Consider the following 26452-nt stretch of genomic DNA (forward strand, 5'->3'; position numbering starts at 1 on the left):
ACAGACAAAACCCGCCTTGTGCGGGTTTTTGTTTTTGGGCAGATTGGCGGGTTCCAGTGGTGTTTGATCTGGCGCCTTCGCTGGCAAGCCAGCTCCTACAGGGTCGCGTCGTTCGCCAACATTTCGTACACCACGGACACTGTAGGAGCTGGCTTGCCAGCGAAGAGGCCCGTCCGACCAACTCATCGCTCAGCCTGGCGCAACCGCTTGTAAAGGGTATTGCGACTAACCCCCAACCGCCGCGCCAGATGCGAAATATTCCCCCCGACCGCCTGCAACTGCCGATTCAACGCCTCGGCATCATCGAGATCCACCGCCAATGGCTCCGCCATCTCCACCGGCTCCATCTCCAGATCGACAAAGAAATCATCCGGCAAATGCTCCGGCCGCACCGGTTGTTCCTCGGCCATGGCCAGCGCCACCTGCATCACGCTGCTGACCTGCCTTAGATTCCCCGGCCACGGATGACGGACGAACAATTCCAGCACTTCGCGGCTCAATCCCGCCCATTGCGAAGGCTCGCGGTGCTGTTCCCACAAGCGTTTGAACAGCGCCTCCTTGTCACTGCGCTCTCTCAACGCCGGCAGTTCCAGGGTCAGGCCGCCGATTCGGTAGTACAAATCCTCGCGAAAACGCCCCAGTTGCACCTGCTCGCGCAGCGATCGGTTGGTCGCGGAAATGATGCGGATGTCCACCGGGAACAACTCACTGCTGCCCACCGGCTGCACGCATCGCTCCTGCAACACACGAAGCAAACGGGCCTGGGTCGGCAGCGGCATGTCGCCGATTTCATCGAGGAACAGCGTGCCTTTGTCGGCCTTGCGGATCAGGCCGATACTGCCTTTCTGGTTGGCGCCGGTGAACGCGCCTTTTTCATAGCCGAACAGTTCTGACTCCACCAGTTCTGCGGGGATCGCGGCGCAGTTCACGGCAATGAACGCCTGTTTGCTGCGCGAGCTGGCCTGGTGCAGGGCTTTGACGAACACTTCCTTGCCGACCCCGGTTTCGCCATGAATCAACAACGGAATGTCTTTTTCCAGCAAGCGCTCGGCCTGGCGTACGGCTTTTTCTACACGGCTGTCGCCAAAATGCAAAGTATTGAGGCTGATCGCCGCCGGTGCTTGTACGGCAGGTTCAACGAACACTCTGGCCTGGATCGGCACCTGTTTCGGACGTTTGAGCAAGCATTGGAAACGATTGCGTCCGGAGGCCTGGAGCGAGAAGGGCAGGCCTTCGGGTTGGTTCAGCAGCTCCAGCAGCGAGACCTTGAACAGGCTTTCGATGCTGACCCGCGACAGGCGCACGCCAAGCAGGTTGTCGGCGCGGCGGTTGGCGGACAGCACCTGGCCGCTCTCATCGAAAATCAGCAAGCCGGCCCACTGGCTGTCGAGGTTGTTCAGGCCGGTGTTGAAAGTCAGTTGAAAATGCTGGCCGTGGAACAGGTTGAGGATCAGCCGGTTTTCCACGGTCTGGCTCATCATCTTGACCATGCCCAGGGTATGGGAGGGCGGCAGGTAGCTGTCGCTGGATACATCCAGCACGGCGATGACCTTGCGCTCGGCATCGAAAATCGGCGCGGCGGAGCCGGTCATGAAGCGGTTGGCCTTGAGGAAGTGTTCATCGTGCTCGATGTGCACCGCCTGCTCGCAGGCCAGGGCGGTACCGATCGCATTGGTCCCGCTGCAGCGCTCCATCCAGCTGGCGCCCGCGCTGAAGCCACGGGTCAGGCTCGGCTGGATAAACCGTTGGGTGCCCCAGGACGTCAGCACCTGGCCCTGATTGTCGGCGAGCATGATCAGGCAGTTGGAGTTGCTGAGGATGTTTTCGTAATACGGCAGCACTTCCTGATGGGTGGTCTGCACCAACGAATGCTGGCTCTCCAGCAACTGCGCGATGCCTTCAGCCGGCAGTTGGTCGAACGCCGGGGTGCTCTGGTGATCGAGGCCGAACGCGCGGCAGCGGGACCAGGAGTCCTGGATGATGGCGTCGTGGGATAGCGCGGTGGCAGGTACGGCCATGACAGTCAGCCTCTGAATCAGCATTTTTATTGTTTTTATGGTGCATGCGATCCCCTGTAGGAGCTGCCGCAGGCTGCGATCTTTTGATCTTGAAAAACAAAATCAAAAGATCGCAGCCTGCGGCAGCTCCTACAGGGGTCGTGAACAGTCCATAGAGTGTTGTTCACTATTGTTCATTGTCAATCGGTGAGCTGTTCAATTGTTCACTTCAGGTTGTTCATTTCTGTTCAGCTACGAACGCCGGTTCTTCGCGGTTTTATAAAAACTCCAATCCGCTCAATGGCTTGAAATTTCTGGCACGAAAGTCGCTCTGTCACCCAGGTCGCTTGACTCCAAAAATAAAAAAGGCCGAGCCATGTCGTTAACCCTGGAGCATGTCAGCCGCACCGTCGAGGGCCAGACCTGGATCGACGATGCGTGCCTGCGTTTCGAACCCGGATCCTTCAACGTTCTGCTCGGGCGCACGCTGTCCGGCAAGACCAGCCTCATGCGCCTGATGGCCGGGCTGGACAAGCCCGACACCGGGCGCATCCTGATGAATGGCGTCGATGTCACCCAGCGCCCGGTGCGCCTTCGCAACGTGTCGATGGTGTATCAGCAGTTCATCAATTACCCGACCATGACCGTCTTCGAGAACATCGCCTCGCCGTTGCGCCAGGCCGGTGTCTCCAATGAGCAGATCCAGAGCAAGGTGCTGGAAACCGCGAAGATGCTGCGCATCGAGAAATTCCTGCAGCGTTATCCCCTGGAACTGTCCGGTGGCCAGCAGCAACGCACGGCCATGGCCCGGGCGCTGGTCAAGGATGCCGAACTGATCCTGTTCGATGAGCCGCTGGTCAACCTCGACTACAAATTGCGCGAAGAGCTGCGCCAGGAAATGCGCGAGCTGTTCAAGGCGCGCCACACCATCGCCATCTATGCCACCACCGAGCCCAACGAAGCTTTGGCCCTGGGCGGCACCACCACGATTCTGCATGAGGGCCGGGTAATCCAGAGCGGCCTGTCGTCCGAGGTCTACCACCAGCCGCAGACCGTGCTGGCGGCGGAGTTGTTCTCCGAGCCGCCGATCAACCTGATGCCGGGTCGCATTGCCGGCAACGAAGTGAGCTTCGCCAATTTCGTGCACTTCCCGCTCAACGTCGATTTGCGCCCGGTGGGCGAGGGCGAGTTCCGTTTTGGCGTGCGCCCCAGCCACATCTCGCTGGTGCCGAGCAACGACGACGACCTGGAACTGGCGGTGACCGTCGAAGTCGCGGAAATCAGCGGCTCGGAAACCTTCCTGCACGTGCGCAACGAGCACTTCCTGCTGGTGCTGCACTTGCCCGGCGTTCACGAATACGACGTCGATGCGCCGATCCGCATCTACATCCCGACCCATAAACTGTTCGTGTTCGATGCGCAGGGGCGGCTGGTCCAGGCGCCCGGCCGGCGCGTCGCGAGGGTTGCCTGATGGCCGAAATACGTTTGCAGAACCTCGCCCACAGCTACACCAGCACGCCGAGCGGTCCCGAGGACTACGCGATCCGCCAGATGGATCACATCTGGGAGCAGGGCGGCGCCTATGCGTTGCTCGGCCCGTCGGGCTGCGGCAAGTCGACCCTGCTGAACATCATTTCCGGCCTGCTCAGCCCGTCCCAGGGACATGTGTTGTTCGATGGCAAGGCGGTCAACAACCTGACCCCGGAAAAGCGCAACATCGCCCAGGTTTTCCAGTTTCCGGTGGTCTACGACACCATGACGGTGTTCGACAACCTGGCCTTTCCGTTGCGTAACCAGGGCATGGCCGAGGCGAAGATTCACACCAAGGTGCAGGAAATTGCCGAGGTCCTCGACCTGCAGAATCTGCTGAGCAAAAAAGCCAGCAACCTCACCGCCGACGAAAAACAGAAGGTTTCCATGGGCCGTGGGCTGGTACGCGATGACGTCTCGGCGATCCTCTTCGACGAGCCGCTGACGGTGATCGACCCGCACCTGAAGTGGAAGCTGCGGCGCAAGCTCAAGCAGATCCACGAGCAGTTCAACATCACCATGGTCTACGTCACCCACGATCAGCTGGAGGCCTCGACCTTCGCCGACAAGATCGCGGTGATGTACGGCGGGCAGATCGTGCAGTTCGGCACGCCGCGGGAACTGTTCGAACGGCCGAGCCACACCTTTGTCGGTTATTTCATCGGCAGTCCGGGAATGAACCTGATCGAAGTCCGGCCGCAACCGGGTGGCGTCGGTTTTGCTTCGACCCATCTGCCCTTGTCCGAGGCCATGCAGAAACGCATCGCCGAATCCACGTGGAAAACCCTGAAAGTCGGCATTCGCCCGGAGTTCATCCATGTCTGGGACGAGCCTTTTGATGACGCGCTGAGGGCACAAGTCGTACACGTCGAAGACCTCGGCACCTACAAGATCATGACTCTCAACCTCGACGGCGCGCCGCTGAAAGTGCGCCTGGCCGAAGACAAACCGGTGCCCGAAGGCACGGCGTACATCAGTTTTCCGGGGCAGTGGCTGATGGTCTATGCCGATGATTTCCTGCTCGAAGCCAATGCCAGCCAAGAGGTGCAGCCATGAACAAGGTGCAGAACAACAAGGCCTGGTGGCTGGTGCTGCCGGTGTTCCTGCTGGTGGCGTTCAGTGCGGTGATCCCGATGATGACCGTGGTCAACTACTCGGTGCAGGACATTTTCGACCAGTCCAGCCGCTACTTCGTCGGTGCCGACTGGTACAAACAAGTGCTGCTCGATCCACGCCTGCACGATTCACTGCTGCGCCAGTTCATCTACTCGGCGTGCGTGCTGCTGATCGAAATCCCCCTGGGCATCGCGATTGCCCTGACCATGCCGACCAAGGGGCGCTGGTCGTCGGTGGTGCTGATCATCCTGGCGATCCCCTTGCTGATCCCGTGGAACGTGGTCGGCACCATCTGGCAGATCTTCGGCCGGGCCGACATCGGCCTGCTGGGGGCGAGCCTCAAGGCCATGGGCATCAACTACAACTATGCGGCGAACACCATGGACGCCTGGGTCACCGTGCTGGTGATGGACGTCTGGCATTGGACCTCGCTGGTGGCGCTGTTGTGTTTTTCCGGCTTGCGGGCGATTCCGGATGTTTATTACCAGGCGGCGCGGATCGACCGGGCTTCCGCCTGGGCGGTGTTCCGCCATATCCAGCTGCCCAAGCTCAAGAGCGTGCTGTTGATCGCCGTGATGCTGCGCTTCATGGACAGTTTCATGATCTACACCGAGCCGTTCGTACTGACCGGGGGCGGGCCGGGCAATGCCACCACTTTCCTCAGCCAGACCCTGACGCAGATGGCGATCGGGCAGTTCGACCTGGGGCCGGCCGCCGCGTTCTCGTTGGTGTACTTCCTGATCATCCTGTTGGTGTCCTGGCTGTTCTATACCGCCATGACTCACTCTGACGCCAACCGCTGAGGCCATCATGAGCATGAGAAAGCTTGTTCCACTGCTGATCTACATCCTGTTCCTGCTGGTGCCGATCTACTGGCTGCTGAACATGTCCTTCAAGAGCAACAGCGAAATCCTCGGCGGCCTGACGCTTTTCCCACAGGATTTCACCTTGGCCAACTACAAGGTGATCTTCACCGATCCGAGCTGGTACACCGGTTACATCAACTCGGCGTACTACGTGAGCCTGAACACCATCATCTCCCTGAGCGTGGCGTTGCCGGCGGCCTATGCGTTCTCGCGCTACCGCTTCCTCGGCGACAAGCACCTGTTCTTCTGGCTGCTGACCAACCGCATGGCGCCGCCGGCGGTGTTCCTGTTGCCGTTCTTCCAGCTGTATTCATCGATCGGTCTGTTCGACACCCACATCGCGGTGGCCCTGGCGCACTGCCTGTTCAACGTGCCACTGGCGGTGTGGATTCTCGAAGGCTTCATGTCGGGCGTGCCCAAGGAAATCGACGAAACCGCTTACATCGACGGCTACAGTTTTCCCAAGTTCTTCGTGAAGATTTTCATCCCGCTGATCGGCTCCGGCATCGGCGTCACGGCGTTTTTCTGCTTCATGTTTTCCTGGGTCGAGCTGCTACTGGCACGAACCCTGACTTCGGTGAACGCCAAGCCCATCGCGGCGGTGATGACCCGCACGGTCTCGGCGTCCGGCATCGACTGGGGCGTGCTGGCGGCGGCGGGAGTGTTAACCATCCTGCCGGGCATGCTGGTGATCTGGTTTGTGCGCAACCACGTGGCCAAGGGCTTTGCCCTGGGCCGGGTATGAGGAGCTGATGATGGAATGGATGAGTTGGACCGTCCCGACGGCGGCGTTCTTCACTGTCATTGCCTTGATCCTGGTGGGCATGACCACCTGGGAGTTGCGTTCGCCGAGCATCCTTCGGCGAGGCTTTTTGCCGATTGCCACCACCCGTGGCGATCGGTTGTTCATCGGTCTTCTCGGCAGCGCCTACCTGCATCTGCTGGTAATTGGCGTGACCGACTGGAGCATCTGGGTCGCCTTCGCGATGTCCCTGGTGTGGCTGTTGGCTGTGATGCGGTGGGGCTAGTCGAATCGCTCGGCAATGTTGCTCCGAAACTTAAACAGGAGGTCTCTATGTTCGACAAAAACAATAAGCTGCGACATAGCATTTCATTGGCAGCCATGCTGGCACTCAGCGGTTTGAGCGCGTCTGCCTGGGCCGATGCCTATGAAGACGCCGCGAAGAAATGGATCGGCAGTGAATTCAAACCGTCCACCCTGACGGCCGATCAGCAACTCGAAGAGCTGAAGTGGTTCATCAAGGCGGCGGAGCCGTTTCGCGGGATGAACATCAAGGTGGTATCGGAAACCATCGCCACCCATGAGTACGAGTCCAAGGTGCTGGCCAAGGCCTTCACTGAAATCACCGGGATCAAGCTGACCCACGACCTGCTGCAGGAAGGCGACGTGGTGGAAAAGCTGCAGACCCAGATGCAATCGGACAAGAACATCTATGACGGCTGGGTCAACGACTCGGACCTGATCGGCACGCATTTCCGTTACGGCAAGACCGAATCGATCACCGACCTGATGGCCAACGAGGGCAAGAACTTCACCTCGCCGACCCTCGATATCAAGGATTTCATCGGCATCTCCTTCACCACCGCGCCGGACGGCAAGATCTATCAATTGCCTGACCAGCAGTTCGCCAACCTGTACTGGTTCCGCGCCGACTGGTTCGAGCGCGCGGACCTCAAGGCCAAGTTCAAGGAAAAGTACGGCTACGAGCTAGGCGTTCCGGTGAACTGGTCGGCCTATGAAGACATCGCCAAGTTCTTCAGCGAAGACGTCAAGGAAATCGATGGCAAGCGTGTCTATGGGCACATGGACTACGGCAAGAAAGATCCGTCCCTGGGCTGGCGCTTCACCGATGCCTGGTTCTCCATGGCCGGTGGCGGTGACAAGGGCATCCCCAACGGCTTGCCGGTGGACGAGTGGGGCATCCGCGTCGAGGATTGCCACCCGGTCGGCTCCAGCGTGACCCGCGGCGGTGACACCAACGGCCCGGCGGCGGTGTTCGCCACCACCAAATACGTCGACTGGCTGAAGAAGTACGCACCACCGGAAGCGGCGGGCATGACCTTCTCCGAATCAGGCCCCGTGCCGTCCCAAGGCAACATCGCCCAGCAGATCTTCTGGTACACCGCCTTCACCGCCGACATGACCAAGCCGGGCCTGGCGGTGATGAACGCCGACGGCACGCCGAAATGGCGCATGGCACCATCGCCGCGCGGGCCGTATTGGGAAGAGGGTATGAAGCTGGGCTATCAGGACGTGGGTTCCTGGACGTTCATGAAGTCCACGCCTGAGAAACAGAAACTCGCGGCCTGGCTGTACGCGCAGTTCGTGACCTCGAAAACCGTTTCGCTGAAGAAAACCATTGTCGGCCTGACCCCGATCCGCGAGTCGGACATCAACTCACAAGCCATGACCGACCTGGCACCGAAACTCGGCGGCCTGGTGGAGTTCTACCGCAGCCCGGCCCGCGTGCAATGGACCCCGACCGGCACCAACGTGCCGGACTATCCGCGTCTCGCGCAGCTGTGGTGGAGCCACATCGCCGAAGCGGCGAGCGGCGAGAAAACCCCGCAAGAAGCCCTGGACGGCCTGGCCAAGGATCAGGACGCGATCATGTCCCGTCTGGAACGCTCGAAGGCACAAGCCACCTGCGCGCCGAAAATGAACCCGGAGCGCGATGCGCAATACTGGTTCGATCAGCCGGGTGCACCGAAACCGAAACTGGCGAACGAGAAGCCTCAGGGTGAGACCGTGAGCTATGCCGAGCTGCTGAAATCGTGGGAGGCGGCGCGTAAGTAATATCTGAGCTGTGAAACGTTAACGGCACCGTAAGGTGCCGTTTTTGTTGGTGTCTGTTCCACCGTCATCGCGAGCAAGCTTGCTCCTACAATTGATCGGCGGTGTTCGCGATTAGTGTGTCCACAGAAGATCCCCTGTGGGAGCGAGCTTGCTCGCGATGAGGCCATCCCAGTCACCAAACTTCATCAGCCGAACAAACATTTGACAGCAGGACGGAAGTCTCTGATTTGAGTACCTTCGAAGTCATCAAGCATGTCATCAGTTCCTAAACGTCGGTTACCGGGTTTTCTTTCTGGATAGCTGGTCTTCAAATTTAACGGCAAATGCCTCCTGTTGAATGTCAGCTACTGCGTACCGCCCTGCAGGTAACTTCCTGAAAAAAGAGAGGGCAATAAAGATCAAAAGATCGCAGCCTGCGGCAGCTCCTACCTTGAAATGCGATCCACCTGTAGGAGCTGCCGCAGGCTGCGATCTTTTGATCTTGATACGCCAAACGCAAAAACGGCACCCGAAGGTGCCGTGCGTGTTTTCTACCGAATGTCGCTAAGCGATCAACCAGCCAGTCCCGATTGCTGGACCAGGGACAGTTAGCCTCGATCACATGGGCCAAGCACTGAGTGAAGGCGAGCCTCTGCCGGATATGGCTATGGGTCTACCAAACCCAGTCTCTGTTTTGTCATCGATCGGCAAACGATAGAACAAGCCGGCGGATTCTGTCTTGCCTCTAAATAATACTGCAAGATGTTATAGCTTTCAGGAAGTGACACTTCGAAGCGATTAAACAGGGGCGTATAAATTTCTTTAGCGAAAAATTAATTTTTGTAACTGTCTCTGTAGGAAATTGGTTGTTGATAATAGCGAAAATTCCTAATCGTTTATTTGTTTGTGCTGTTGGATTGCTTTCACTCCGCGTTCCACAGTCTTATTTGTCTTCGCCCATATTCTCTGTGCTCAGTGCTTCTGCCGAGATGAGAAGGGAAGGCAATTCAAATCGAAGACGATAAGGAAGTTGCAAATGAATGCACCTCTGCACACTTTGTATACCAACGAAGTTTCTCCTGAATTTCTCCGCAGCCTTGACGCTCCCCACTTGAGTGAACAACGACTTGCGCAATATTGCGATGAAGCTCTGGCAGTTGTTCGCCAGGGCCAGGCATACATGGAAGCTCATCCCGCACACGCCATTTACCGAATCGCAACCGAGGGCAGTCAAACCCGCGATGGCGGGGTGATCAAGCAGGGAGCTGCTCCCTTGGAGTTCACGTTAGAGAGCGGCCAGAAGGTACGTGCGGCACGGAAAGGCGACTACGTCGTGTACGCCGATGGGAGTACGGCACAGATCGTGACGGGCGCGGGACAAGAACATAGCGATATGGCGCTGGTCGGTAGCCATCTTTGCAATGGTGACGAGATCATCAACACCTTACAAAGCGGTTTTTTGTTAGTGGGGCGGGAAGGTGTAGCGATGGCCGATGATTTTCTGCCCTCCATCCAAGAGGTAGAGCATCAATGAACGAAGGACATTTCATTGGCCTGAATGACAAGACCACCTGTGGCGGCAAAGTCCTGGATGGTCATACCGGCGTCATGATGTACGGAATCGCCCATGCCCGCGAAGGTGATCGGGTTACCTGTGGCGAGGACGGCAAGACTTACAAGATCGTCGGTGGGATTTCCTACATGATCAGTCATGGCAAAGCCGTGGCAGGCACGCTGGACAGCTATAGCGATTGTCCCTGCAAAGCCCGACTGATCCCCTCCGTGGTCACAGCCACCTATCAAAGCGCTAACTCCGCACCGCGAGCGGGCAAGAGCGTTGTGCAGCCGGCTTCCAGTGCTGCAACCAGCCAACCGGCAGCGCCACGTCAGTCTGGTTTCGCCCCTTCGAACCCTCCAGCGCCTGCGATACTCAATCGCGCGGTACCTCAAGAACCGGGATTCTATGTGGTGCCCAAAAGCATGACCCGCGAAGCGTTGGAGGCGACACTTTTCCCTACGCCCGACCCGGGTGTGATGAGCAAGTTTCAGGCACTGAACCCTGGGTATGGCGACTTGAAAGCCGGCTCGCTGATTGTGCTGAGCGATCCGAATAACACCTCCTGCACCTATCAGGAAGCCCAGTTGATGCAGGCCGCGCAACAGGTCGAGGCGGCGCTCGACCCTCTTACACCAGAGGAAGCGGAGTTCATGTTCCGCCACGCGGCGGAAATCGCCAGTTTCTCCGGCCATACCTCAACCTGGCTTGGCGTCAGCGCGGCGGTCATGGAAAAACATCTGACCCAAATGCGCGACACCCTACAAGCCATTGAGCGTCTGCATCAGGACAGCTATCGCCAGCACGGGCACCTCAAATCGCCGCAGTTCTTCGCCGAACGCACACGTCTGCTCGCCCAACTGGATGCGCATCTGCTGAACTCTACTCGACTGCGTGGCCAGACGAGCCTGGGCGATCATCCCAAGCTGAAGACAGCGCTCGGTATTTCCAGTCGCAGTCTGGTGCACCACTGGGACAAGGCTGGTGCGCCAGGGCAGATACCGGGTTACGCGACCCATGTGAATGCGATTAGTCGGGCGGCGAAGTACATGGGCGCCGGGGGGTACATCGGCATTGGGATTGGTGGAGTTTCATCGTTGCTGGCCATTCAGGAAGTTTGTCTTGGTGACTCTGAAGCGGCTTGTGAGAAGGTGAAATTTACTGAAGGAGGAAAATTTATCGGATCCACAGCTGGTGGGATAGCGGGCGGGATGGGCGTGCCCTGGGCTGGTCGTCCTGTTTGCCTGGCACTGGGGAGGCGGCATGTAGTGGGGGGCATTGTTTGCTTTGCCGCGTTGGTAGGGGTTGGTGCATGGGTGGGGACAGAAGGTGGCGGCACGGTGGGCGAATACGTAGGTGAGAAAATATTTGAAGTAAAACAGGAGTGACCAGCATCGACAATTGGTCTCCGTGGATTGCATTAACTGTCACCGGCGGCCCTATTCTATTGGGCATAGCGAATATTGCTTACGGCTTGTATCTGAGCCACCGTCATCTGGATGCCATGATGGAATCCTTGAAAAACAGTCGCTTCATTTACATTTGGGGGCCAGGATGGAGGAGACAGGGTTGGTTTGGCGGCTTTGTGCTGCTCTCTGCAATTGCCGGCATGGTGGTGTGGCCGAAAGATTACATCCGCTATGGCAAAGTGGCCTCTGAGGATATCGAGAACTTTCCGCCTCACCTGAAACGTCTTTTGGTCATATTTGTAGTGGGTGTGATCGTCACTCTAATCGGGATGGCGATTGCATACGTGCTACTGGAACTCAGATAACTCGATAGCCCAAGTTGTCATTGAAGCACCAAACGCAACAACGGCACCCAAAGGTGCCGTTGTTGTTTGTGCGTGCCCCTACGCCTACGCGAGCATGCTCGCTAAGAGTTCGTCCTAGACAACCAACGTCTATGGTGATTGAGATCAAAAGATCGCAGGCTTCGGCAGCTCCTACGGGATGTACGCGAACCCAATTTAGGAGCTGCCGCAGGCTGCGATCTTTTGATCTTGAAACTCCAAACGCAAAAACGGCACCCGAAGGTGCCGTTTCTGTTTTCTACCGCATAAAGCTTAAGCGATCAACCCGCCAGCCCCGATTGCTGTACCAGGCTCAACAACGGCTGTGGATACAGGCCGAGGAAGAACGCCAGTACCGCGATGGCCAGCAGCATCACGCCGCCTGCGCGTTGTTCCCAGTGAAGCTGGGCATCGTGGCGACGCAGGTTCGGTTCGATCAGGTACAGGGTGACCATGACGCGCAGGTAGTAGAACACGCCGATGGCGCTGCCCAGTACCAGGGAGCCGACCAGCCACCATTGTTGCGACTGCACACCGGTGGCGATGATGTAGAACTTGCCGATGAAGCCCGCGGTCAGTGGGATACCGGCCAGGGACAGCATCATCACGGTCAGTACGGCGGTCAGGTACGGACGACGCCAGAACAGGCCGCGGTACTCGTACAGGGCATCGGCGTCGCGGCCGTTGTACGGCGAGGACATCAGGGTGATCACGCCGAACGCGCCGAGGCTGGTGATCACGTAGGTGACCAGGTACACGCCGATGGCTTCCACGGCCAGGCCTTTGCTCGCCACCAGGGCGATCAGCAGGTAGCCGAAGTGGGCGATGGACGAGTAACCCAGCAGACGCTTGAGGTTGCTCTGGGTCAGTGCCAGCAGGTTACCGAACAGGATCGACGCAATGGCGATGATGGTCAGTACGTCGCTCAGCACACCGCTGCTCGCTGCTGGCGAGATCTGGAACAGACGCACCATCACCGCGAACACAGCGACTTTCGACGCGGTGGCCAGGAACGCTGCCACCGGTGCCGGAGCACCTTCGTAAACGTCCGGGGTCCAGAGGTGGAACGGTACCAGCGACAACTTGAACGCCAGGCCGATCAGCATCATGCCCAGGCCCAGTTGCGCCAGGGAGCTTGGCAGACCAGTGGCCGCCAGGGCCTGGCCGATGCCGTTGAAGCTCAGGCTGCCAGCGTCGGCGTAGAGCAGGGCCATACCGAACAACAGGAACGCGGAACCGGCAGCCGACAGCACCATGTACTTGATGCCGGCTTCCAGCGAGCGCTTGTTGAAGAAGGCATAGGCCACCAGGCCGTAGACCGGTACCGAGAGCAGTTCCAGGCCGACGAACAAGCCGGCCAGGTGCTGCGCGCTGACCAGTACCAGGCCACCGGCGGCGGCCATCAGGATCAGCAGGTACAGTTCTTCACGGTTGCCCGGGTAACCCGAACCGCCATCGCCGAGGTAGGCGTGGGCGAGGGTGACACAGGCGAGGGTGGCGACCAGGATCAGCGCCATGTACAGGCAGGCGAAGGTGTCGATCTGCAGCAGTGGAGTCACCGCCAGAGGCGCGACTTTCAGGGCTGGCAGGATCGACAGCAGAGCCAGGTTCAGACCTGCCACCGACAGCAGGAAGGTCTGGGAGTGGTTGCGGCGCCAGGCAATCGCCAGCATCACCACGATGATCGTGGCGCTGGTGATCAACAACGGCGCTAGCGCGATAAAGTGTTGAGTCGTGAATTCCATAGCGCTCTTACCGGGCCGAAGCGAGTTGAGTGAAGGCGGTGCCGAGCCACTGCTGCACGCCATGCATCGTCGCGGCAGAGGTATCGAGGAACGGTTGCGGGTACACGCCGATGTAGATCAGCAGTGCTGCCAGGCCGACCACCATGATCATTTCGCGACCGTCCATGCCATGCAGTACCGCGTCCGATTTGGCCGGGCCGAAGTAGGCACGGTGGATCATGATCAGCGAGTAGACCGAACCGAACACCAGGCCGGTGGTGGCGATGATGGTCACCCATGGAGCGATCGGGAAAGTACCGATCAGGATCAGGAACTCACCGACGAAGTTACCGGTACCCGGCAGGCCCAGGGACGCCGCTGCGAAGAACAGGCTGAGGGCCGGCAGGTAGGCGATCTTCGACCACAGGCCACCCATTTCACGCATGTCGCGGGTGTGGGTGCGCTCGTACAGCTGGCCGCTGAGGATAAAGAGTGCCGCCGCGGACAGGCCGTGCGCCAGCATCTGCATCACCGCGCCCTGCAGCGCCAGTTGGCTGCCGGAGTAGATGCCGATCAGTACGAAGCCCATGTGGGAAACGGACGAGAAGGCGATCAGACGCTTGATGTCGGTTTGCGCGAACGCCAGGAACGCACCGTAGAAGATCCCGATCAGGCCCAGGGCCATTGCAAACGGCGCGAACTCGGCCGAGGCATTCGGGAACAGCGGCAGGGCGAAACGCAGCAGGCCGTAGGCCGCGGTTTTCAGCAAGATACCGGCGAGGTCGACGGAACCTGCGGTCGGCGCCTGGGCGTGAGCGTCAGGCAACCAGGAGTGGAACGGCACGACTGGCAGCTTGACCGCGAAGGCGATGAAGAAGCCGAGCATCAGGATGTACTCGGTGGTCATCGACATCTTGGTCTTCAACAGGTCGGCGTAGTTGAAGGTAATCACGCCGGTGTCGTTGAAGTTGACCAGTACCAGACCGAGGATCGCCACCAGCATGATCAGGCCGGAAGCCTGAGTGAAGATGAAGAACTTGGTCGCCGCGTAGATCCGGGTTTTCTTGCCATCCGAAGAACTGTGACCCCAGAGCGCGATGAGGAAGTACATCGGCACCAGCATCATTTCCCAGAAGAAGAAGAACATGAACAGGTCGAGGGCGAGGAACACGCCGACGACACCGCCCAGGATCCACATCAGGTTCAGGTGGAAGAAGCCCACGTGACGCTGGATCTCTTTCCACGAGCAGAGTACCGAGAGCACACCCAGCAGACCGGTCAGCATGATCATCAACAGCGACAGGCCGTCGAGGGCCAGGTGCACGTTGATGCCGAAGCGTTCGATCCAGACGTGCTTGAACTCAAGCGCCCAGGTCGGGTCGGCGCCAGGCGCCGGGGCAAATGAATAATCACCGTTGGCCCACAGCCAGAGGCCGAGAGCGAGCAACAGGGACATGGTGATCAGCGCAATCCAGCGGGGGAGGGTGGCGCCGAAGCGCTCACCCATCCAGCACAGCAGGCCGCCGATGAAGGGAATCAGGATTAGCCAAGGCAGAATCATGACGGGTTCGTTTCCTTTCGCAAATTCGCAAGGTTCATATCAGACCGCTACCAGCACGACAGCGCCGATGACCAGCACGGCACCAGCAGCCATCGAGGCGGCGTACCAACGCAGTTGACCGGTCTCGGTACGGCTCAGGGCGGTGTGACCGCCTTTGGCCATGCGCGGGATCAGACCGATGGTCTGGTCGAGCGGGTCTTTGCGCAGGATGTGGCTGATCGCCAGGTATGGCTTGACGAACAGTTTGTCGTAGATCCAGTCGAAGCCCCAGGCAGCGAACCACCAGGCCGAGAGGAAACGGCCGATGCCGCTGTTGGCGATGGCGGTGACGAAGCGACGCTTGCCGAGGAACAGCAAGGCTGCCAGCAGGATACCGGCCAGGGCGATGGCGCCCGAAGCGATTTCCAGGCTGTGCTTGGCTTCGCCGCCGGCATGGCCGACGCTTTGCGGCAGCACGCCGTGCAGTGGCGGAACGATCATCGCGCCGATGGCGGTGGACAATACGATCAGCACCGACAGTGGCAGCCAGTGGGCAATGCCGTGACCGGCGTGGGCTTCGGTCTTCGCTTCACCGTGAAACGCGATGAAGATCAGGCGGAAGGTGTACAGCGAGGTCATGAACGCACCGACCAGACCGGCATACAGCAGGCCTTCGTTACCGCTGGCAAACGCTTCCCAGAGGATTTCGTCCTTGGAGTAGAAGCCTGCGGTCACCAGTGGCAGGGCCGCCAGGGCCGCGCCGCCGACGATGAAGCTGGCGTAGGCCAGAGGCAGTTTCTTCCACAGGCCGCCCATCTTGAAGATGTTCTGCTCGTGGTGGCAGGCAACGATCACCGCACCGGAGGCAAGGAACAGCAGGGCCTTGAAGAAGGCGTGGGTCATCAGGTGGAAGATCGCGCCATCCCAGGCACCCACGCCCAGGGCCAGGAACATGTAGCCGATCTGGCTCATGGTCGAGTAGGCGAGGATACGCTTGATGTCGGTCTGGACCAGGGCGGCGAAACCTGCAAGCACCAGGGTCACACCACCAACGATACCTACAAGATGCAGGATTTCCGGCGCCAGGGTGAACAGGCCGTGGGTACGGGCGATCAGGTAGACACCGGCGGTCACCATGGTTGCGGCGTGGATCAGTGCCGAAACCGGGGTAGGACCGGCCATCGCGTCCGCCAGCCAGGTTTGCAGCGGCAGTTGCGCGGATTTACCGACAGCGCCGCCCAGCAGCATCAGGGTGGCCATGACCATCCAGAAGTCGCCGGCCTGGAATTTCTGCGGTGCCAGCACCAGCAGTTCCTGGACATTCAGCGTGCCTAGTTGGGCAAACAGGATGAACAGGCCGATGGCCATGAACACGTCGCCGATACGGGTGACGATGAACGCCTTGAGTGCCGCGTTACCGTTGTTGCGGTTGCTGTAGTAGAAACCGATCAACAGGTACGAGCACAGGCCCACGCCTTCCCAGCCGAAGTACAGGAACAACAGGTTATCGCCCAGCACCAGGAACAGCATGCTGGCGATGAACAGGTTGGTGTAGGCGAAGAAGCGCGAGTAACCGGCTTCACCGCGCATGTACCAGGACGCGAACAGGTGGATCAGGAAGCCGACGCCGACGACCACGCCAAGCATGGTCAGCGACAGGCCGTCCAGGTACAGCGCGAAGTTCGGCGTGAAACCTTCCACCGCCATCCACTGCCACAACACCTGGGTGTAGTGGCCGCCTTCCGGCGGGGCGACGTTGAATTGCCAGATCACGTAGGCGGTGACGATCGCCGACAGACCGATGGAGCCGACGCCGATCAGCGCGGCGAGGTTTTCCGAGATGCGTCCACGGGAGAACGACAGCAGCAGGAAACCTATGAGAGGGAATACGAAAGTCAGATAGAGAAGATTCATCCGCGCATCTCACTGGCAGCGTCGATATCGAGCGTGTGGAAGCGGCGATACAGTTGCAGCAGGATCGCCAGGCCAATACTGGCCTCGGCGGCTGCCAGGCTGATCACCAGGATGAACATGATCTGTCCATCCGGCTGCGCCCAGCGGCTACCGGCAACGATGAACGCCAGGGCGGAGGCATTCATCATGACCTCCAGGCTCATCAGCACGAAGAGGATGTTGCGGCGGACCATCAGGCCGACCAGGCCGAGGCAGAACAGGATGCCGGCGACCGCCAGACCATGCTCCATGGGGATAGCAGGCATCGTCATTGCTCCTTGGCTTCGTTACGGCCCAAATGGAACGCCGTCACGGCTGCGGCGAGCAGCAGCATCGAGGCGAGTTCGACCACCAGCAGGTAAGGACCGAACAGGCTGATGCCCACGGCCTTGGCGTCTACGGTGGTGTGGCCGACGGCCTGGCCGCTCTGGTGGGCGAACAGCACGTACAGCAGTTCCACCAGCAGCAGGGCGCCGAGTACGACCGGGCCGAGCCAGATGCCGGGCTTGAGCCAGACGCGCTCCTGCTGAACCGAGGCGGGGCCCAGGTTCAGCATCATCACCACGAACACGAACAGCACCATGATGGCGCCAGCGTAGGCGATCACTTCCAGGACACCGGCAAACGGTGCGCCGAGGGCGAAGAACGTCATGGCCACGGCGATCAGCGAAATGATCAGGTAGAGCAGGGCGTGCACAGGGTTGGTGTTGGTGATCACGCGAAGCGTGGACACCACAGCGATACCCGATGCGAAATAGAAAGCGAATTCCATCTTTCTTCCTTAAGGCAGCAAGCTCTTCACGTTGATCGGTTCGGCTTCATTCTGCGCGGAGCCTTTTGGCTTACCGGCAATCGCCATACCTGCAACACGATAGAAGTTGTAATCAGGGTTTTTGCCGGGGCCGGAGATCAGCAGATCTTCTTTCTCGTAAACCAGGTCCTGACGTTTGAACTCGGCCATTTCGAAATCCGGCGTGAGCTGGATCGCGGTGGTCGGGCAGGCTTCCTCGCAGAGGCCACAGAAAATGCAGCGCGAGAAGTTGATGCGGAAGAAGTCCGGGTACCAGCGACCGTCTTCGGTTTCAGCTTTCTGCAGCGAGATGCAACCGACCGGGCACGCCACGGCGCACAGGTTGCAGGCTACACAACGCTCTTCGCCGTCGGGGTCGCGGGTCAGGACGATACGTCCACGGTAGCGCGGCGGCAGGTAGACCGGTTCTTCCGGGTACTGCAGCGTGTCGCGCTTGCGGAAGGCGTGGCCGAAGATCATCACCAGGCTGCGAAGCTGGGTGTAGAAGCCATGCACGATGTCAAATATGTACTTCATGATTCTCTATCCTCACTGAGCCGCGACGGCGGGCGTGTTGAGCAACACGATCGCAGCGGTCACCAGCATGTTGACGAGGGTCAGCGGCAAGCAGAACTTCCAGCTGAAATCCATCACTTGGTCATACCGTGGGCGCGGAATCGAAGCGCGCAGCAGGATGAAGATCATGATGAAGAACGCGGTTTTCAGTGCGAACCAGATGAACGGGATCTGCGGCAGGATGCCGAACGGACCGTGCCAGCCACCGAAGAACAAGGTCACCAGCAGCGCCGAAATCAACACGATGCCGATGTACTCGCCGACGAAGAACATGCCCCATTTCATGCCGGCGTATTCAATGTGGTAACCGTCGGCCAGTTCCTGTTCCGCTTCCGGCTGGTCGAACGGGTGACGGTGAGTCACGGCCACGCCAGCGATGAAGAAGGTCAGGAAACCGAAGATCTGCGGAATGATGAACCACAGGTTCTGCGCCTGGTAGTCGACGATGTCGCGCATGTTGAACGAGCCGACCTGGATCACGATGCCCATCAGCGACAGGCCCATGAACACTTCGTACGACACGGTCTGCGCCGAGGCACGCAAGCTGCCCAGCAGGGCGAACTTGTTGTTGCTCGACCAACCGGCGAACAACACCGCGTAGACCGACAAACCGGCCATGGCGAAGAAGAACAGGATGCCGATGTTCAGGTCCGCCACGCCCCAGGTCGGGGTGATCGGGATGATCGCGAAGGCAATCAGCAGGGCGCTCATGGCGACTACCGGTGCCAGGGTGAAGATCATCTTGTCGGCGAACGGAGGCGTCCAGTCTTCCTTGAAGAACATCTTGATCATGTCGGCGGCGATCTGGAACGCGCCGAACGGACCCACACGGTTCGGACCGTAACGGTCCTGCCAGAGGGCGAGCAGACGACGCTCGACCCAGCTGAGCAGGGCGCCGCAGACCACCACGGCGAGCAGGATCACCACGGCCTTGAGGACCGCGAGGATGATGTCGATCACCTCAGGAGTGAACCAGGTCATTGAGCTGCCTCCTGCAGACCGTCAACGGATTTGCCAAAGATGGCTGGCGGAATGCCGGCGATGCCCGCAGGCAATGCCACCAGACCGGCGCCCAGTTCTTCGTTGATGCGCAGCGGCAGACGCAGGGTCTGGCCAGCCACGTTCAAGCTCAGCAGGGCACCGTCGTTGACACCGAGGCGATCGGCTTCGGACTTGGCCAGGGCAACATAGGCAGCCGGGATGCGTTCCTGGACCGGCGCGGCTTTCGAAGAGTTCTCTTCGCTGCCGAACAGGTGGAAGAACGGCACGACCTGCCAGGTACCTGGAGCCGGGTTGAACGCGCGCGGAACACTGGCGAACCAGTTCAACGAGTCGCCGGTGCTTTCGATCAGGCGGGTGCCCGGGTCGCCAGCACGGATGTGACCACCGACTTCGTCCTGGAACTTGTTCCAGGCCTGCGGCGAGTTCCAGCCCGGAGACCAGGCGAAGGGAACTTGCTGACGCGGTTCGGCGGAACCCGAGTAACCTTCCATGGAGAAGGCGAACGCGGTGTCCTTGTCCTGCGGGGTACGCGGTTCGTGCACGCTGATGTCGGCGCGCATGGCGGTACGACCGGAGTAGCGCAGCGGTTCACGGGCCAGTTTCATGCCCTTGATGCGGAACGCGGCGGACGGTGCGGCATCGACGATGCGGTTCAGGATCGAGGTGCTGGAAGCGACGGCAGCGGTGACGTGGTCCAGTTGGGTCCAGTCGATCGGCTGGTTCAGCAGGGTCGCGCGCAGGGCATGCAGCCAGCGCCAGCCTTCGTGAACCAGGATGCTCGCATCCATGTACTTCGGATCGAAAACCTGGAAGAAACGCTGGGCGCGGCCTTCCTGGCTGACCAGGGTACCGTCGCCTTCAGCAAAGCTGGCGGCTGGCAGGACCAGTTGCGCGCGATCGCTGGTGGCGGTCTTCTGGTGGTCGGCGACGATCAGCACTTTGGTCGCGCTCAGGGCAGCATCGACCTTGGCCTTGTCGGTACGGGTGTACAGATCGTTTTCCAGCACGACGATGGCGTCGGCTTTACCGTCGATGACTGCTTGCAGCGCAGCGTCGACCGACTCGCCACCGAGCATGGCCAGGCCGAGGCTGTTGGCTTCTGGCACGATCAGGCTGATGGAACCGTTCTTCTCGCGCAGCTTCAGGGCTTTGGCGATGTTCGCGGCGGCTTCGATCAGGGCTTTGGAGCCCAGGGAAGTACCGGCGATGATCAGTGGGCGCTTGGCGGCGAGCAGGGCGTCGGCAATGCGCTTGGCCAGTTCGAGGGCTTCAGCGTCCAGGCCTTCAACGGCAGGCGCGCTGGCGTCGAGGGCGTGAGCCACGGCGAAACCGATGCGGGCCAGGTCGTCTGGAGCGGCGTGTACGCACTCTTCAGCGATGTCGTCGAGCTTGGTCTCAGCCAGGCTGGCGATGAACAGCGGGTTCAGCGCGTGCTGGCCGATGTTCTTCACCGCGGCGTCGAGCCATGGCTGGACGCGCATGGCGTCGGCCATGTCTTCGGCCTTGCCCTTGACCGATTGACGCAGGGACAGGGCCATGCGCGCAGCAGTCTGGGTCAGGTCTTCGCCGAGGACGAAGATGGCGTCGTGGTCTTCGATGTCGCGCATGTTCGGTACTGGCAACGGGCTGTCTTTGAGCACTTGCAGGACCAGACGGATGCGGTCCAGCTCGGCAGCTTCGATACCCGAGTAGAAGTGCTCGGCACCGACCAGTTCGCGCAACGCGTAGTTGCTTTCGAGGCTGGCGCGTGGCGAACCGATACCGACGATGTTGCGACCGCGCAGCAGGTCGGCGGCTTTATCCAGTGCTTCGTCCAGGCTCAGCTTGGCACCATTGGCCAGCAGCGGCTGACGCGGGCGGTCTTCGCGGTTGACGTAGCCATAGCCGAAACGGCCACGGTCGCACAGGAAGTACTGGTTTACCGAACCGTTGAAACGGTTTTCGATACGACGCAGTTCGCCGTAACGCTCGCCCGGGGAGATGTTGCAACCGCTGGAGCAGCCATGGCAGATGCTCGGCGAGAACTGCATGTCCCACTTACGGTTGTAGCGCTCGGAGTGAGTCTTGTCGGTGAACACACCGGTCGGGCAGACCTCGGTGAGGTTGCCGGAGAACTCGCTTTCGAGGGTGCCGTCTTCAACGCGACCGAAGTACACGTTGTCGTGGGCGCCGAATACGCCGAGGTCGGTGCCGCCGGCGTAGTCCTTATAGAAGCGCACGCAGCGGTAGCAGGCGATGCAGCGGTTCATCTCGTGGGAAATGAACGGGCCCAGTTGCTGGTTCTGGTGGGTACGCTTGGTGAAGCGGTAACGGCGCTCGTTATGGCCGGTCATTACCGTCATGTCTTGCAGGTGGCAGTGACCGCCTTCTTCACAGACCGGGCAGTCGTGAGGGTGGTTGGTCATCAGCCATTCGACAACACTGGCGCGGAAGGCCTTGGATTCTTCATCTTCGATGGAGATCCAGGTGTTGTCGGTGGCAGGGGTCATGCAGGACATGACGATACGACCACGGGTGTCGTTCTCGTCGGTGTACTGCTTGACCGCGCACTGGCGGCAAGCGCCAACGCTGCCAAGGGCAGGGTGCCAGCAGAAATACGGAATATCGAGGCCCAGAGACAGACATGCCTGTAACAGGTTGTCTGCCCCATCGACTTCGAGCGCTTTGCCGTCTACGTGGATAGTGGCCATGGTTCAAAGTTCTTCGTTGGCCCGGTGTCAGCGGGCGTGGCTAATGGAATCTTGTTATCCGCGCGAATCAACACAGCCGGTAAAGGCGTCATCGCACGAAAAGCGAAGGGCACGGACCCTTCGCCTTTTTTAAGCGTTTACGCGCCGACTACGATCGGCCTTGCCAGAGGCGGGACGGCGGCGCTGACAGGCGCGATACCGGCTTCGAACTCATGGCGGAAGTATTTGATTGCGCTGCCCAATGGCTCCACGGCGCCCGGTGCGTGAGCACAGAAGGTCTTGCCTGGGCCGAGGAAGCCGACCAGACCCAGCAGGGTCTCGATGTCGCCTGGCTGGCCTTCACCGTTCTCGATGGCCATCAGGAGCTTGACGCTCCATGGCAGGCCATCGCGGCACGGGGTGCAGAAACCACAGGATTCGCGGGCGAAGAACTGCTCCATGTTGCGCAGCAGGGACACCATATTGACGCTGTCGTCCACCGCCATGGCCAGGCCGGTACCCATACGGGTACCCACCTTGGCGATGCCGCCGGCGTACATTTGTGCGTCCAGGTGTTCCGGCAACAGGAAGCCGGTACCGGCGCCGCCTGGCTGCCAGGCCTTGAGCTTGAAGCCGTCGCGCATGCCGCCGGCGTAGTCTTCGAACAACTCGCGACCGGTGACGCCGAATGGCAGTTCCCACAGGCCCGGGTTCTTGACCTTGCCGGAGAAGCCCATGAGCTTGGTGCCCATGTCTTCGCTGCCTTCGCGGGCCAGGGATTTGTACCAGTCCACGCCGTCGGCAATGATCGCCGGCACGTTGCACAGGGTCTCGACGTTGTTCACGCAGGTCGGTTTGCCCCACACGCCAACGGCGGCAGGGAAGGGCGGCTTGGAGCGCGGGTTGGCGCGACGGCCTTCGAGGGAGTTGATCAGTGCGGTTTCTTCACCGCAGATGTAACGCCCGGCACCGGTGTGGACGAACAGCTCGAAATCAAAACCCGAACCCAGGATGTTCTTGCCCAACAGGCCTGCAGCCTTGGCTTCTTCCACGGCACGGTTGAGGTGCTTGGCGGCGGTGGTGTACTCGCCACGCAGGAAGATGTAGCCACGATAGGTTTTCAGCGCGCGGGCACTGATCAGCATGCCTTCGATCAGCAGATGGGGCAGTTGCTCCATCAGCATGCGGTCTTTCCAGGTGTTCGGCTCCATTTCATCCGCGTTGCACAGCAGGTAGCGGATGTTGATGGATTCGTCCTTGGGCATCAGGCCCCACTTCACGCCCGTGGGGAAGCCTGCACCGCCGCGGCCCTTGAGGCCTGCGTCTTTCACGGTCTGGACGATGTCGTCCTGGGCCATGTCGGCGAAGGCCTTGCGCGCAGCGGCGTAGCCGTTCTTGGCCTGGTACTCGTCGAGCCAGACGGCTTCGCCGTCGTCACGCAGGCGCCAGGTGAGCGGGTGAGTCTCGGCCGAACGCTTGATGCGGTTGGCTGGACCGAAGGAAGTCAGGGTCATACGTAGCCCTCGAGCAATTTGGCAACGCCTGCTGGCTGCACATCCCCGAAAGTGTCGTCGTCGATCATCAACGCCGGCGCCTTGTCGCAGTTGCCGAGGCAGCAAACCGGCAGCAGGGTGAAACGACCATCGGTGGTGGTCTGACCCAGGCCGATGCCGAGTTTGCTCTGGATTTCGCTGACCACGGATTCATGGCCGCCGATGTAGCAGACCATGCTGTCGCAGACGCGAATGATGTGGCGGCCAACCGGCTGGCGGAAGATCTGGCTATAGAATGTCGCCACGCCTTCTACGTCGCTGGCCGGGATGCCGAGGATCTCGCCGATGGCGTACAGGGCGCCATCGGGCACCCAGCCACGTTCCTTCTGGACGATCTTCAGGGCTTCGATCGACGCCGCGCGCGGGTCTTCGTAGTGATGCAACTCGTGCTCGATGGCCGAGCGCTCGGTCTCACTCAAGGTGAAACGGTCTGTCTGGATAAGCGTGCTGTTCATGCTTAGCGGTCCACGTCGGCCATAACGAAATCGATACTACCCAGGTACGCGATCAAGTCCGCGACCATGCTGCCTTTGATCACCGAAGGGATCTGCTGCAGGTGCGGGAAGCTTGGGGTACGAATCCGGGTGCGGTAGCTCATGGTGCCGCCATCGCTCGTCAGGTAATAACTGTTGATGCCCTTGGTCGCTTCGATCATCTGGAAGGATTCGTTGGCCGGCATGACCGGGCCCCACGAAACCTGCAGGAAGTGCGTGATCAAGGTTTCGATGTGCTGCAGCGTGCGCTCTTTCGGTGGCGGCGTGGTCAGCGGGTGATCCGCCTTGTACGGGCCTTCCGGCATGTTGCGCATGCACTGGTCGATGATCCGGATGCTCTGGCGCATCTCTTCGACGCGCACGATGCAACGGTCGTAGGCATCGCCATTGGCGGCCAGCGGCACTTCGAACTCGAAGTTCTCGTAGCCCGAATACGGACGCGCCTTACGCAGGTCGAAGTCGCAACCGGTGGCACGCAGGCCGGCACCGGTGACGCCCCATTCCAGGGCTTGCTTGGTGTTGTAGTCGGCGACGCCGATGGTCCGGCCGCGCAGGATGCTGTTGTCCAGTGCGGCTTTCTGGTATTCGTCCAGGCGCTTGGGCATCCACTCGACGAAATCCTTGACCAGTTTTTCCCAGCCGCGCGGCAGGTCGTGGGCGACGCCACCGATGCGGTACCAGGCCGGGTGCAGGCGGAAACCGGTGATGGCTTCGATCACCGTGTACGCTTTCTGGCGGTCGGTGAAGGTGAAGAACACCGGGGTCATGGCGCCGACGTCCTGGATGTAGGTACCCAGGAACAGCAGGTGGCTGGTGATCCGGAAGAACTCGGCCATCATGATGCGGATGACGTCGACTTTCTCGGGCACCTTGATGCCGGCCAGCTTCTCGACCGAGAGCACGTACGGCAGGTTGTTCATCACGCCGCCGAGGTAGTCGATACGGTCGGTGTACGGGATGAAGCTGTGCCAGGACTGACGCTCGGCCATCTTCTCGGCGCCACGGTGGTGGTAACCGATGTCCGGAACGCAGTCGACGATCTCTTCACCGTCCAGCTGCAGGATGATGCGGAATGCACCGTGCGCCGAAGGGTGGTTCGGGCCGAGGTTGAGGAACATGTAGTCCTCGTTCGGGCCGGAACGCTTCATGCCCCAGTCTTCCGGCTTGAAGCGCGCGGACTCTTCCTCGAGCTGCTGCTTGGCCAGGTTCAGGGTGAACGGGTCGAACTCGGTGGCACGGGCCGGGAAGTCCTTGCGCAGCGGGTGACCTTCCCAGGTCGGCGGCATCATGATGCGCGACAGGTGCGGGTGACCTTTGAAGTCGATGCCGTACATGTCCCAGACTTCACGCTCGTACCAGTTGGCGTTCGGCCAGATGCTGGTGACGGTCGGCAGGCTGAGGTCGCTCTCGGACAAGGCGACCTTGATCATTACGTCACTATTACGCTCGATCGACATCAAGTGGTAGAACACGGAGAAGTCGACGCCGTTCGGCAGCCCTTGACGCTTGGTACGCAGACGCTCGTCCACGCCGTGCAGGTCATAGAGCATGACGTACGGCTTGGGCAGGTTGCGCAGGAAGGTCAGGACTTCGACGAGTTTGGCACGGGCAACCCAAAGCACCGGCATGCCGGTGCGGGTAGGCTGGGCGGTGAACGCCTCCGGGCCAAAACGGTTGTTCAGTTCGACGACCACATCCTGGTCGTCTGCCTTGTAAGGCGGGATGTACAGAGCACTGCCTGTAGTCATGGTTATTTTATCGCTTTCGGTCAACGTAAAGAATGAAGCCAGTGTCTCGTTCTATTAAAGAAGCAGATCTGGATCAGACTTCGTCGGGGCTGCGCAGGTTGGTGACTGCGATTCGCTGTTCGCGGCGCTTTTCCTTCTCCGAAGGCATCTCGGCGCGGTAGACGCCTTGATCACCAACGACCCAGGAAAGCGGACGACGCTCCTGTCCAATCGACTCCTGCAGCAGCATCAAACCTTGCAGGAAAGCTTCAGGACGGGGCGGGCAGCCAGGCACGTAGACGTCCACGGGCAGGAACTTGTCCACCCCTTGAACGACGGAGTAGATGTCGTACATGCCACCGGAGTTGGCGCACGAACCCATGGAGATGACCCATTTAGGTTCGAGCATTTGCTCGTAGAGACGCTGGATGATCGGCGCCATCTTGATGAAGCAGGTACCGGCGATAACCATGAAATCCGCCTGGCGCGGCGATGCCCGGATAACCTCGGCGCCAAAGCGCGCGATGTCGTGGGGCGCCGTGAAGGCGGTGGTCATTTCCACGTAGCAGCACGAAAGGCCGAAGTTGTACGGCCACAGGGAGTTCTTGCGCCCCCAGTTGATCGTGCCGTTAAGCACGTCTTCGAGCTTGCCCATGAAGATGTTTTTGTGGACTTGATCTTCTAACGGATCGGAAACGGTTTCCCGCTGGCCAATCGGATACTGCTCGTTAGGAGCATCGGGGTCGATCCTGGTGAGATTGTATTGCATTG

Annotated in this window: 22 protein-coding genes; 9 read left to right on the plus strand and 13 right to left on the minus strand. The window is 60.1% G+C overall.

Features of this window, described 5'->3' with window-relative positions; translation table 11 throughout:
* Nucleotides 1–182: 182 nt before the first annotated feature.
* Entirely contained in the window at nucleotides 183–2018 is a 1836-nt protein-coding gene (locus ACM6I6_RS01715) for a sigma-54-dependent Fis family transcriptional regulator (RefSeq protein ID WP_414919276.1), read from the minus strand.
* 355 nt (nucleotides 2019–2373) lie between these two features.
* On the opposite strand from ACM6I6_RS01715, the gene ACM6I6_RS01720 reads away from it, so the two are divergent.
* The 9 genes from ACM6I6_RS01720 to ACM6I6_RS01760 all read left to right on the plus strand — a co-directional run bounded on the left by ACM6I6_RS01720 (nucleotide 2374) and on the right by ACM6I6_RS01760 (nucleotide 11635).
* A complete protein-coding gene (locus ACM6I6_RS01720; RefSeq protein ID WP_274074746.1) occupies nucleotides 2374–3468 on the plus strand; it encodes an ABC transporter ATP-binding protein in 1095 nt (364 codons plus the stop codon).
* The gene (locus ACM6I6_RS01725) at nucleotides 3468–4583 is read left to right on the plus strand and encodes an ABC transporter ATP-binding protein (RefSeq protein WP_414919277.1); all 1116 of its coding nucleotides are present in this window, start codon (nucleotides 3468–3470) and stop codon (nucleotides 4581–4583) included. The genes ACM6I6_RS01720 and ACM6I6_RS01725 overlap by 1 nt, the downstream gene beginning before the upstream one ends.
* Nucleotides 4580–5446 carry a carbohydrate ABC transporter permease gene (locus ACM6I6_RS01730; RefSeq protein ID WP_020801179.1) on the plus strand — a complete coding sequence of 289 codons (867 nt, stop codon included), beginning with the start codon at nucleotides 4580–4582 and terminating at the stop codon, nucleotides 5444–5446. The genes ACM6I6_RS01725 and ACM6I6_RS01730 overlap by 4 nt, the downstream gene beginning before the upstream one ends.
* 7 nt (nucleotides 5447–5453) lie before the next feature.
* Nucleotides 5454–6254: a carbohydrate ABC transporter permease gene (locus ACM6I6_RS01735; RefSeq protein ID WP_274074748.1), complete on the plus strand. Its 801-nt coding sequence runs from the start codon at nucleotides 5454–5456 to the stop codon at nucleotides 6252–6254.
* 10 nt (nucleotides 6255–6264) lie between these two features.
* Nucleotides 6265–6537, plus strand: coding sequence for a DUF2160 domain-containing protein (locus ACM6I6_RS01740; RefSeq protein WP_274074749.1), 273 nt, complete (start codon nucleotides 6265–6267; stop codon nucleotides 6535–6537).
* A gap of 47 nt (nucleotides 6538–6584) precedes the next feature.
* A complete protein-coding gene (locus ACM6I6_RS01745; protein WP_274074750.1) occupies nucleotides 6585–8327 on the plus strand; it encodes an extracellular solute-binding protein in 1743 nt (580 codons plus the stop codon).
* A gap of 1015 nt (nucleotides 8328–9342) precedes the next feature.
* Nucleotides 9343–9840: a hypothetical protein gene (locus tag ACM6I6_RS01750; protein WP_323628009.1), complete on the plus strand. Its 498-nt coding sequence runs from the start codon at nucleotides 9343–9345 to the stop codon at nucleotides 9838–9840.
* Nucleotides 9837–11249, plus strand: a complete 1413-nt coding sequence (locus ACM6I6_RS01755; RefSeq protein WP_406592017.1) for a PAAR domain-containing protein — start codon at nucleotides 9837–9839, stop codon at nucleotides 11247–11249. The genes ACM6I6_RS01750 and ACM6I6_RS01755 overlap by 4 nt, the downstream gene beginning before the upstream one ends.
* Entirely contained in the window at nucleotides 11246–11635 is a 390-nt protein-coding gene (locus tag ACM6I6_RS01760) for a hypothetical protein (RefSeq protein WP_323628011.1), read from the plus strand. The genes ACM6I6_RS01755 and ACM6I6_RS01760 overlap by 4 nt, the downstream gene beginning before the upstream one ends.
* A gap of 299 nt (nucleotides 11636–11934) precedes the next feature.
* On the opposite strand, the gene nuoN is transcribed toward ACM6I6_RS01760, so the two are convergent.
* From nuoN to ACM6I6_RS01820, 12 genes are all read right to left on the minus strand, one after another.
* Complete coding sequence (gene nuoN, locus ACM6I6_RS01765; RefSeq protein ID WP_274074751.1) at nucleotides 11935–13398, minus strand: NADH-quinone oxidoreductase subunit NuoN; 1464 nt, start codon at nucleotides 13396–13398, stop codon at nucleotides 11935–11937.
* 7 nt (nucleotides 13399–13405) lie between these two features.
* Nucleotides 13406–14938 carry an NADH-quinone oxidoreductase subunit M gene (nuoM, locus tag ACM6I6_RS01770; RefSeq protein WP_274074752.1) on the minus strand — a complete coding sequence of 511 codons (1533 nt, stop codon included), beginning with the start codon at nucleotides 14936–14938 and terminating at the stop codon, nucleotides 13406–13408.
* A gap of 39 nt (nucleotides 14939–14977) precedes the next feature.
* Nucleotides 14978–16831 (minus strand): NADH-quinone oxidoreductase subunit L, encoded by a 1854-nt coding sequence (gene nuoL, locus ACM6I6_RS01775; protein WP_414919278.1) that lies wholly within the window; start codon nucleotides 16829–16831, stop codon nucleotides 14978–14980.
* Nucleotides 16828–17136 carry an NADH-quinone oxidoreductase subunit NuoK gene (nuoK, locus tag ACM6I6_RS01780; protein WP_007946416.1) on the minus strand — a complete coding sequence of 103 codons (309 nt, stop codon included), beginning with the start codon at nucleotides 17134–17136 and terminating at the stop codon, nucleotides 16828–16830. The genes nuoL and nuoK overlap by 4 nt, the downstream gene beginning before the upstream one ends.
* A 2-nt stretch (nucleotides 17137–17138) precedes the next feature.
* Nucleotides 17139–17642 (minus strand): NADH-quinone oxidoreductase subunit J, encoded by a 504-nt coding sequence (gene nuoJ, locus ACM6I6_RS01785; RefSeq protein WP_274074754.1) that lies wholly within the window; start codon nucleotides 17640–17642, stop codon nucleotides 17139–17141.
* Between the two features lie 9 nt (nucleotides 17643–17651).
* The gene (gene nuoI / locus ACM6I6_RS01790) at nucleotides 17652–18197 is read right to left on the minus strand and encodes an NADH-quinone oxidoreductase subunit NuoI (protein WP_007970449.1); all 546 of its coding nucleotides are present in this window, start codon (nucleotides 18195–18197) and stop codon (nucleotides 17652–17654) included.
* A 12-nt stretch (nucleotides 18198–18209) separates the two neighbouring features.
* The gene (gene nuoH / locus ACM6I6_RS01795; RefSeq protein WP_274074755.1) at nucleotides 18210–19217 is read right to left on the minus strand and encodes an NADH-quinone oxidoreductase subunit NuoH; all 1008 of its coding nucleotides are present in this window, start codon (nucleotides 19215–19217) and stop codon (nucleotides 18210–18212) included.
* On the minus strand, nucleotides 19214–21928 hold the full coding sequence (gene nuoG, locus ACM6I6_RS01800) for an NADH-quinone oxidoreductase subunit NuoG (RefSeq protein ID WP_323608399.1): 2715 nt from the start codon (nucleotides 21926–21928) through the stop codon (nucleotides 19214–19216). The genes nuoH and nuoG overlap by 4 nt, the downstream gene beginning before the upstream one ends.
* 137 nt (nucleotides 21929–22065) lie before the next feature.
* A complete protein-coding gene (gene nuoF / locus ACM6I6_RS01805; RefSeq protein ID WP_034146908.1) occupies nucleotides 22066–23421 on the minus strand; it encodes an NADH-quinone oxidoreductase subunit NuoF in 1356 nt (451 codons plus the stop codon).
* On the minus strand, nucleotides 23418–23915 hold the full coding sequence (nuoE, locus tag ACM6I6_RS01810) for an NADH-quinone oxidoreductase subunit NuoE (protein ID WP_008053447.1): 498 nt from the start codon (nucleotides 23913–23915) through the stop codon (nucleotides 23418–23420). The genes nuoF and nuoE overlap by 4 nt, the downstream gene beginning before the upstream one ends.
* A 2-nt stretch (nucleotides 23916–23917) precedes the next feature.
* Nucleotides 23918–25702: an NADH-quinone oxidoreductase subunit C/D gene (gene nuoC, locus ACM6I6_RS01815; protein WP_274074757.1), complete on the minus strand. Its 1785-nt coding sequence runs from the start codon at nucleotides 25700–25702 to the stop codon at nucleotides 23918–23920.
* A 73-nt stretch (nucleotides 25703–25775) separates the two neighbouring features.
* Nucleotides 25776–26450, minus strand: a complete 675-nt coding sequence (locus ACM6I6_RS01820) for a NuoB/complex I 20 kDa subunit family protein (RefSeq protein ID WP_046037844.1) — start codon at nucleotides 26448–26450, stop codon at nucleotides 25776–25778.
* Nucleotides 26451–26452: the final 2 nt, after the last annotated feature.

Origin of the sequence: Pseudomonas sp. IT-P218, assembly GCF_949767605.1 — a bacterium.
Taxonomy (GTDB): domain Bacteria; phylum Pseudomonadota; class Gammaproteobacteria; order Pseudomonadales; family Pseudomonadaceae; genus Aquipseudomonas; species Aquipseudomonas putida_AE.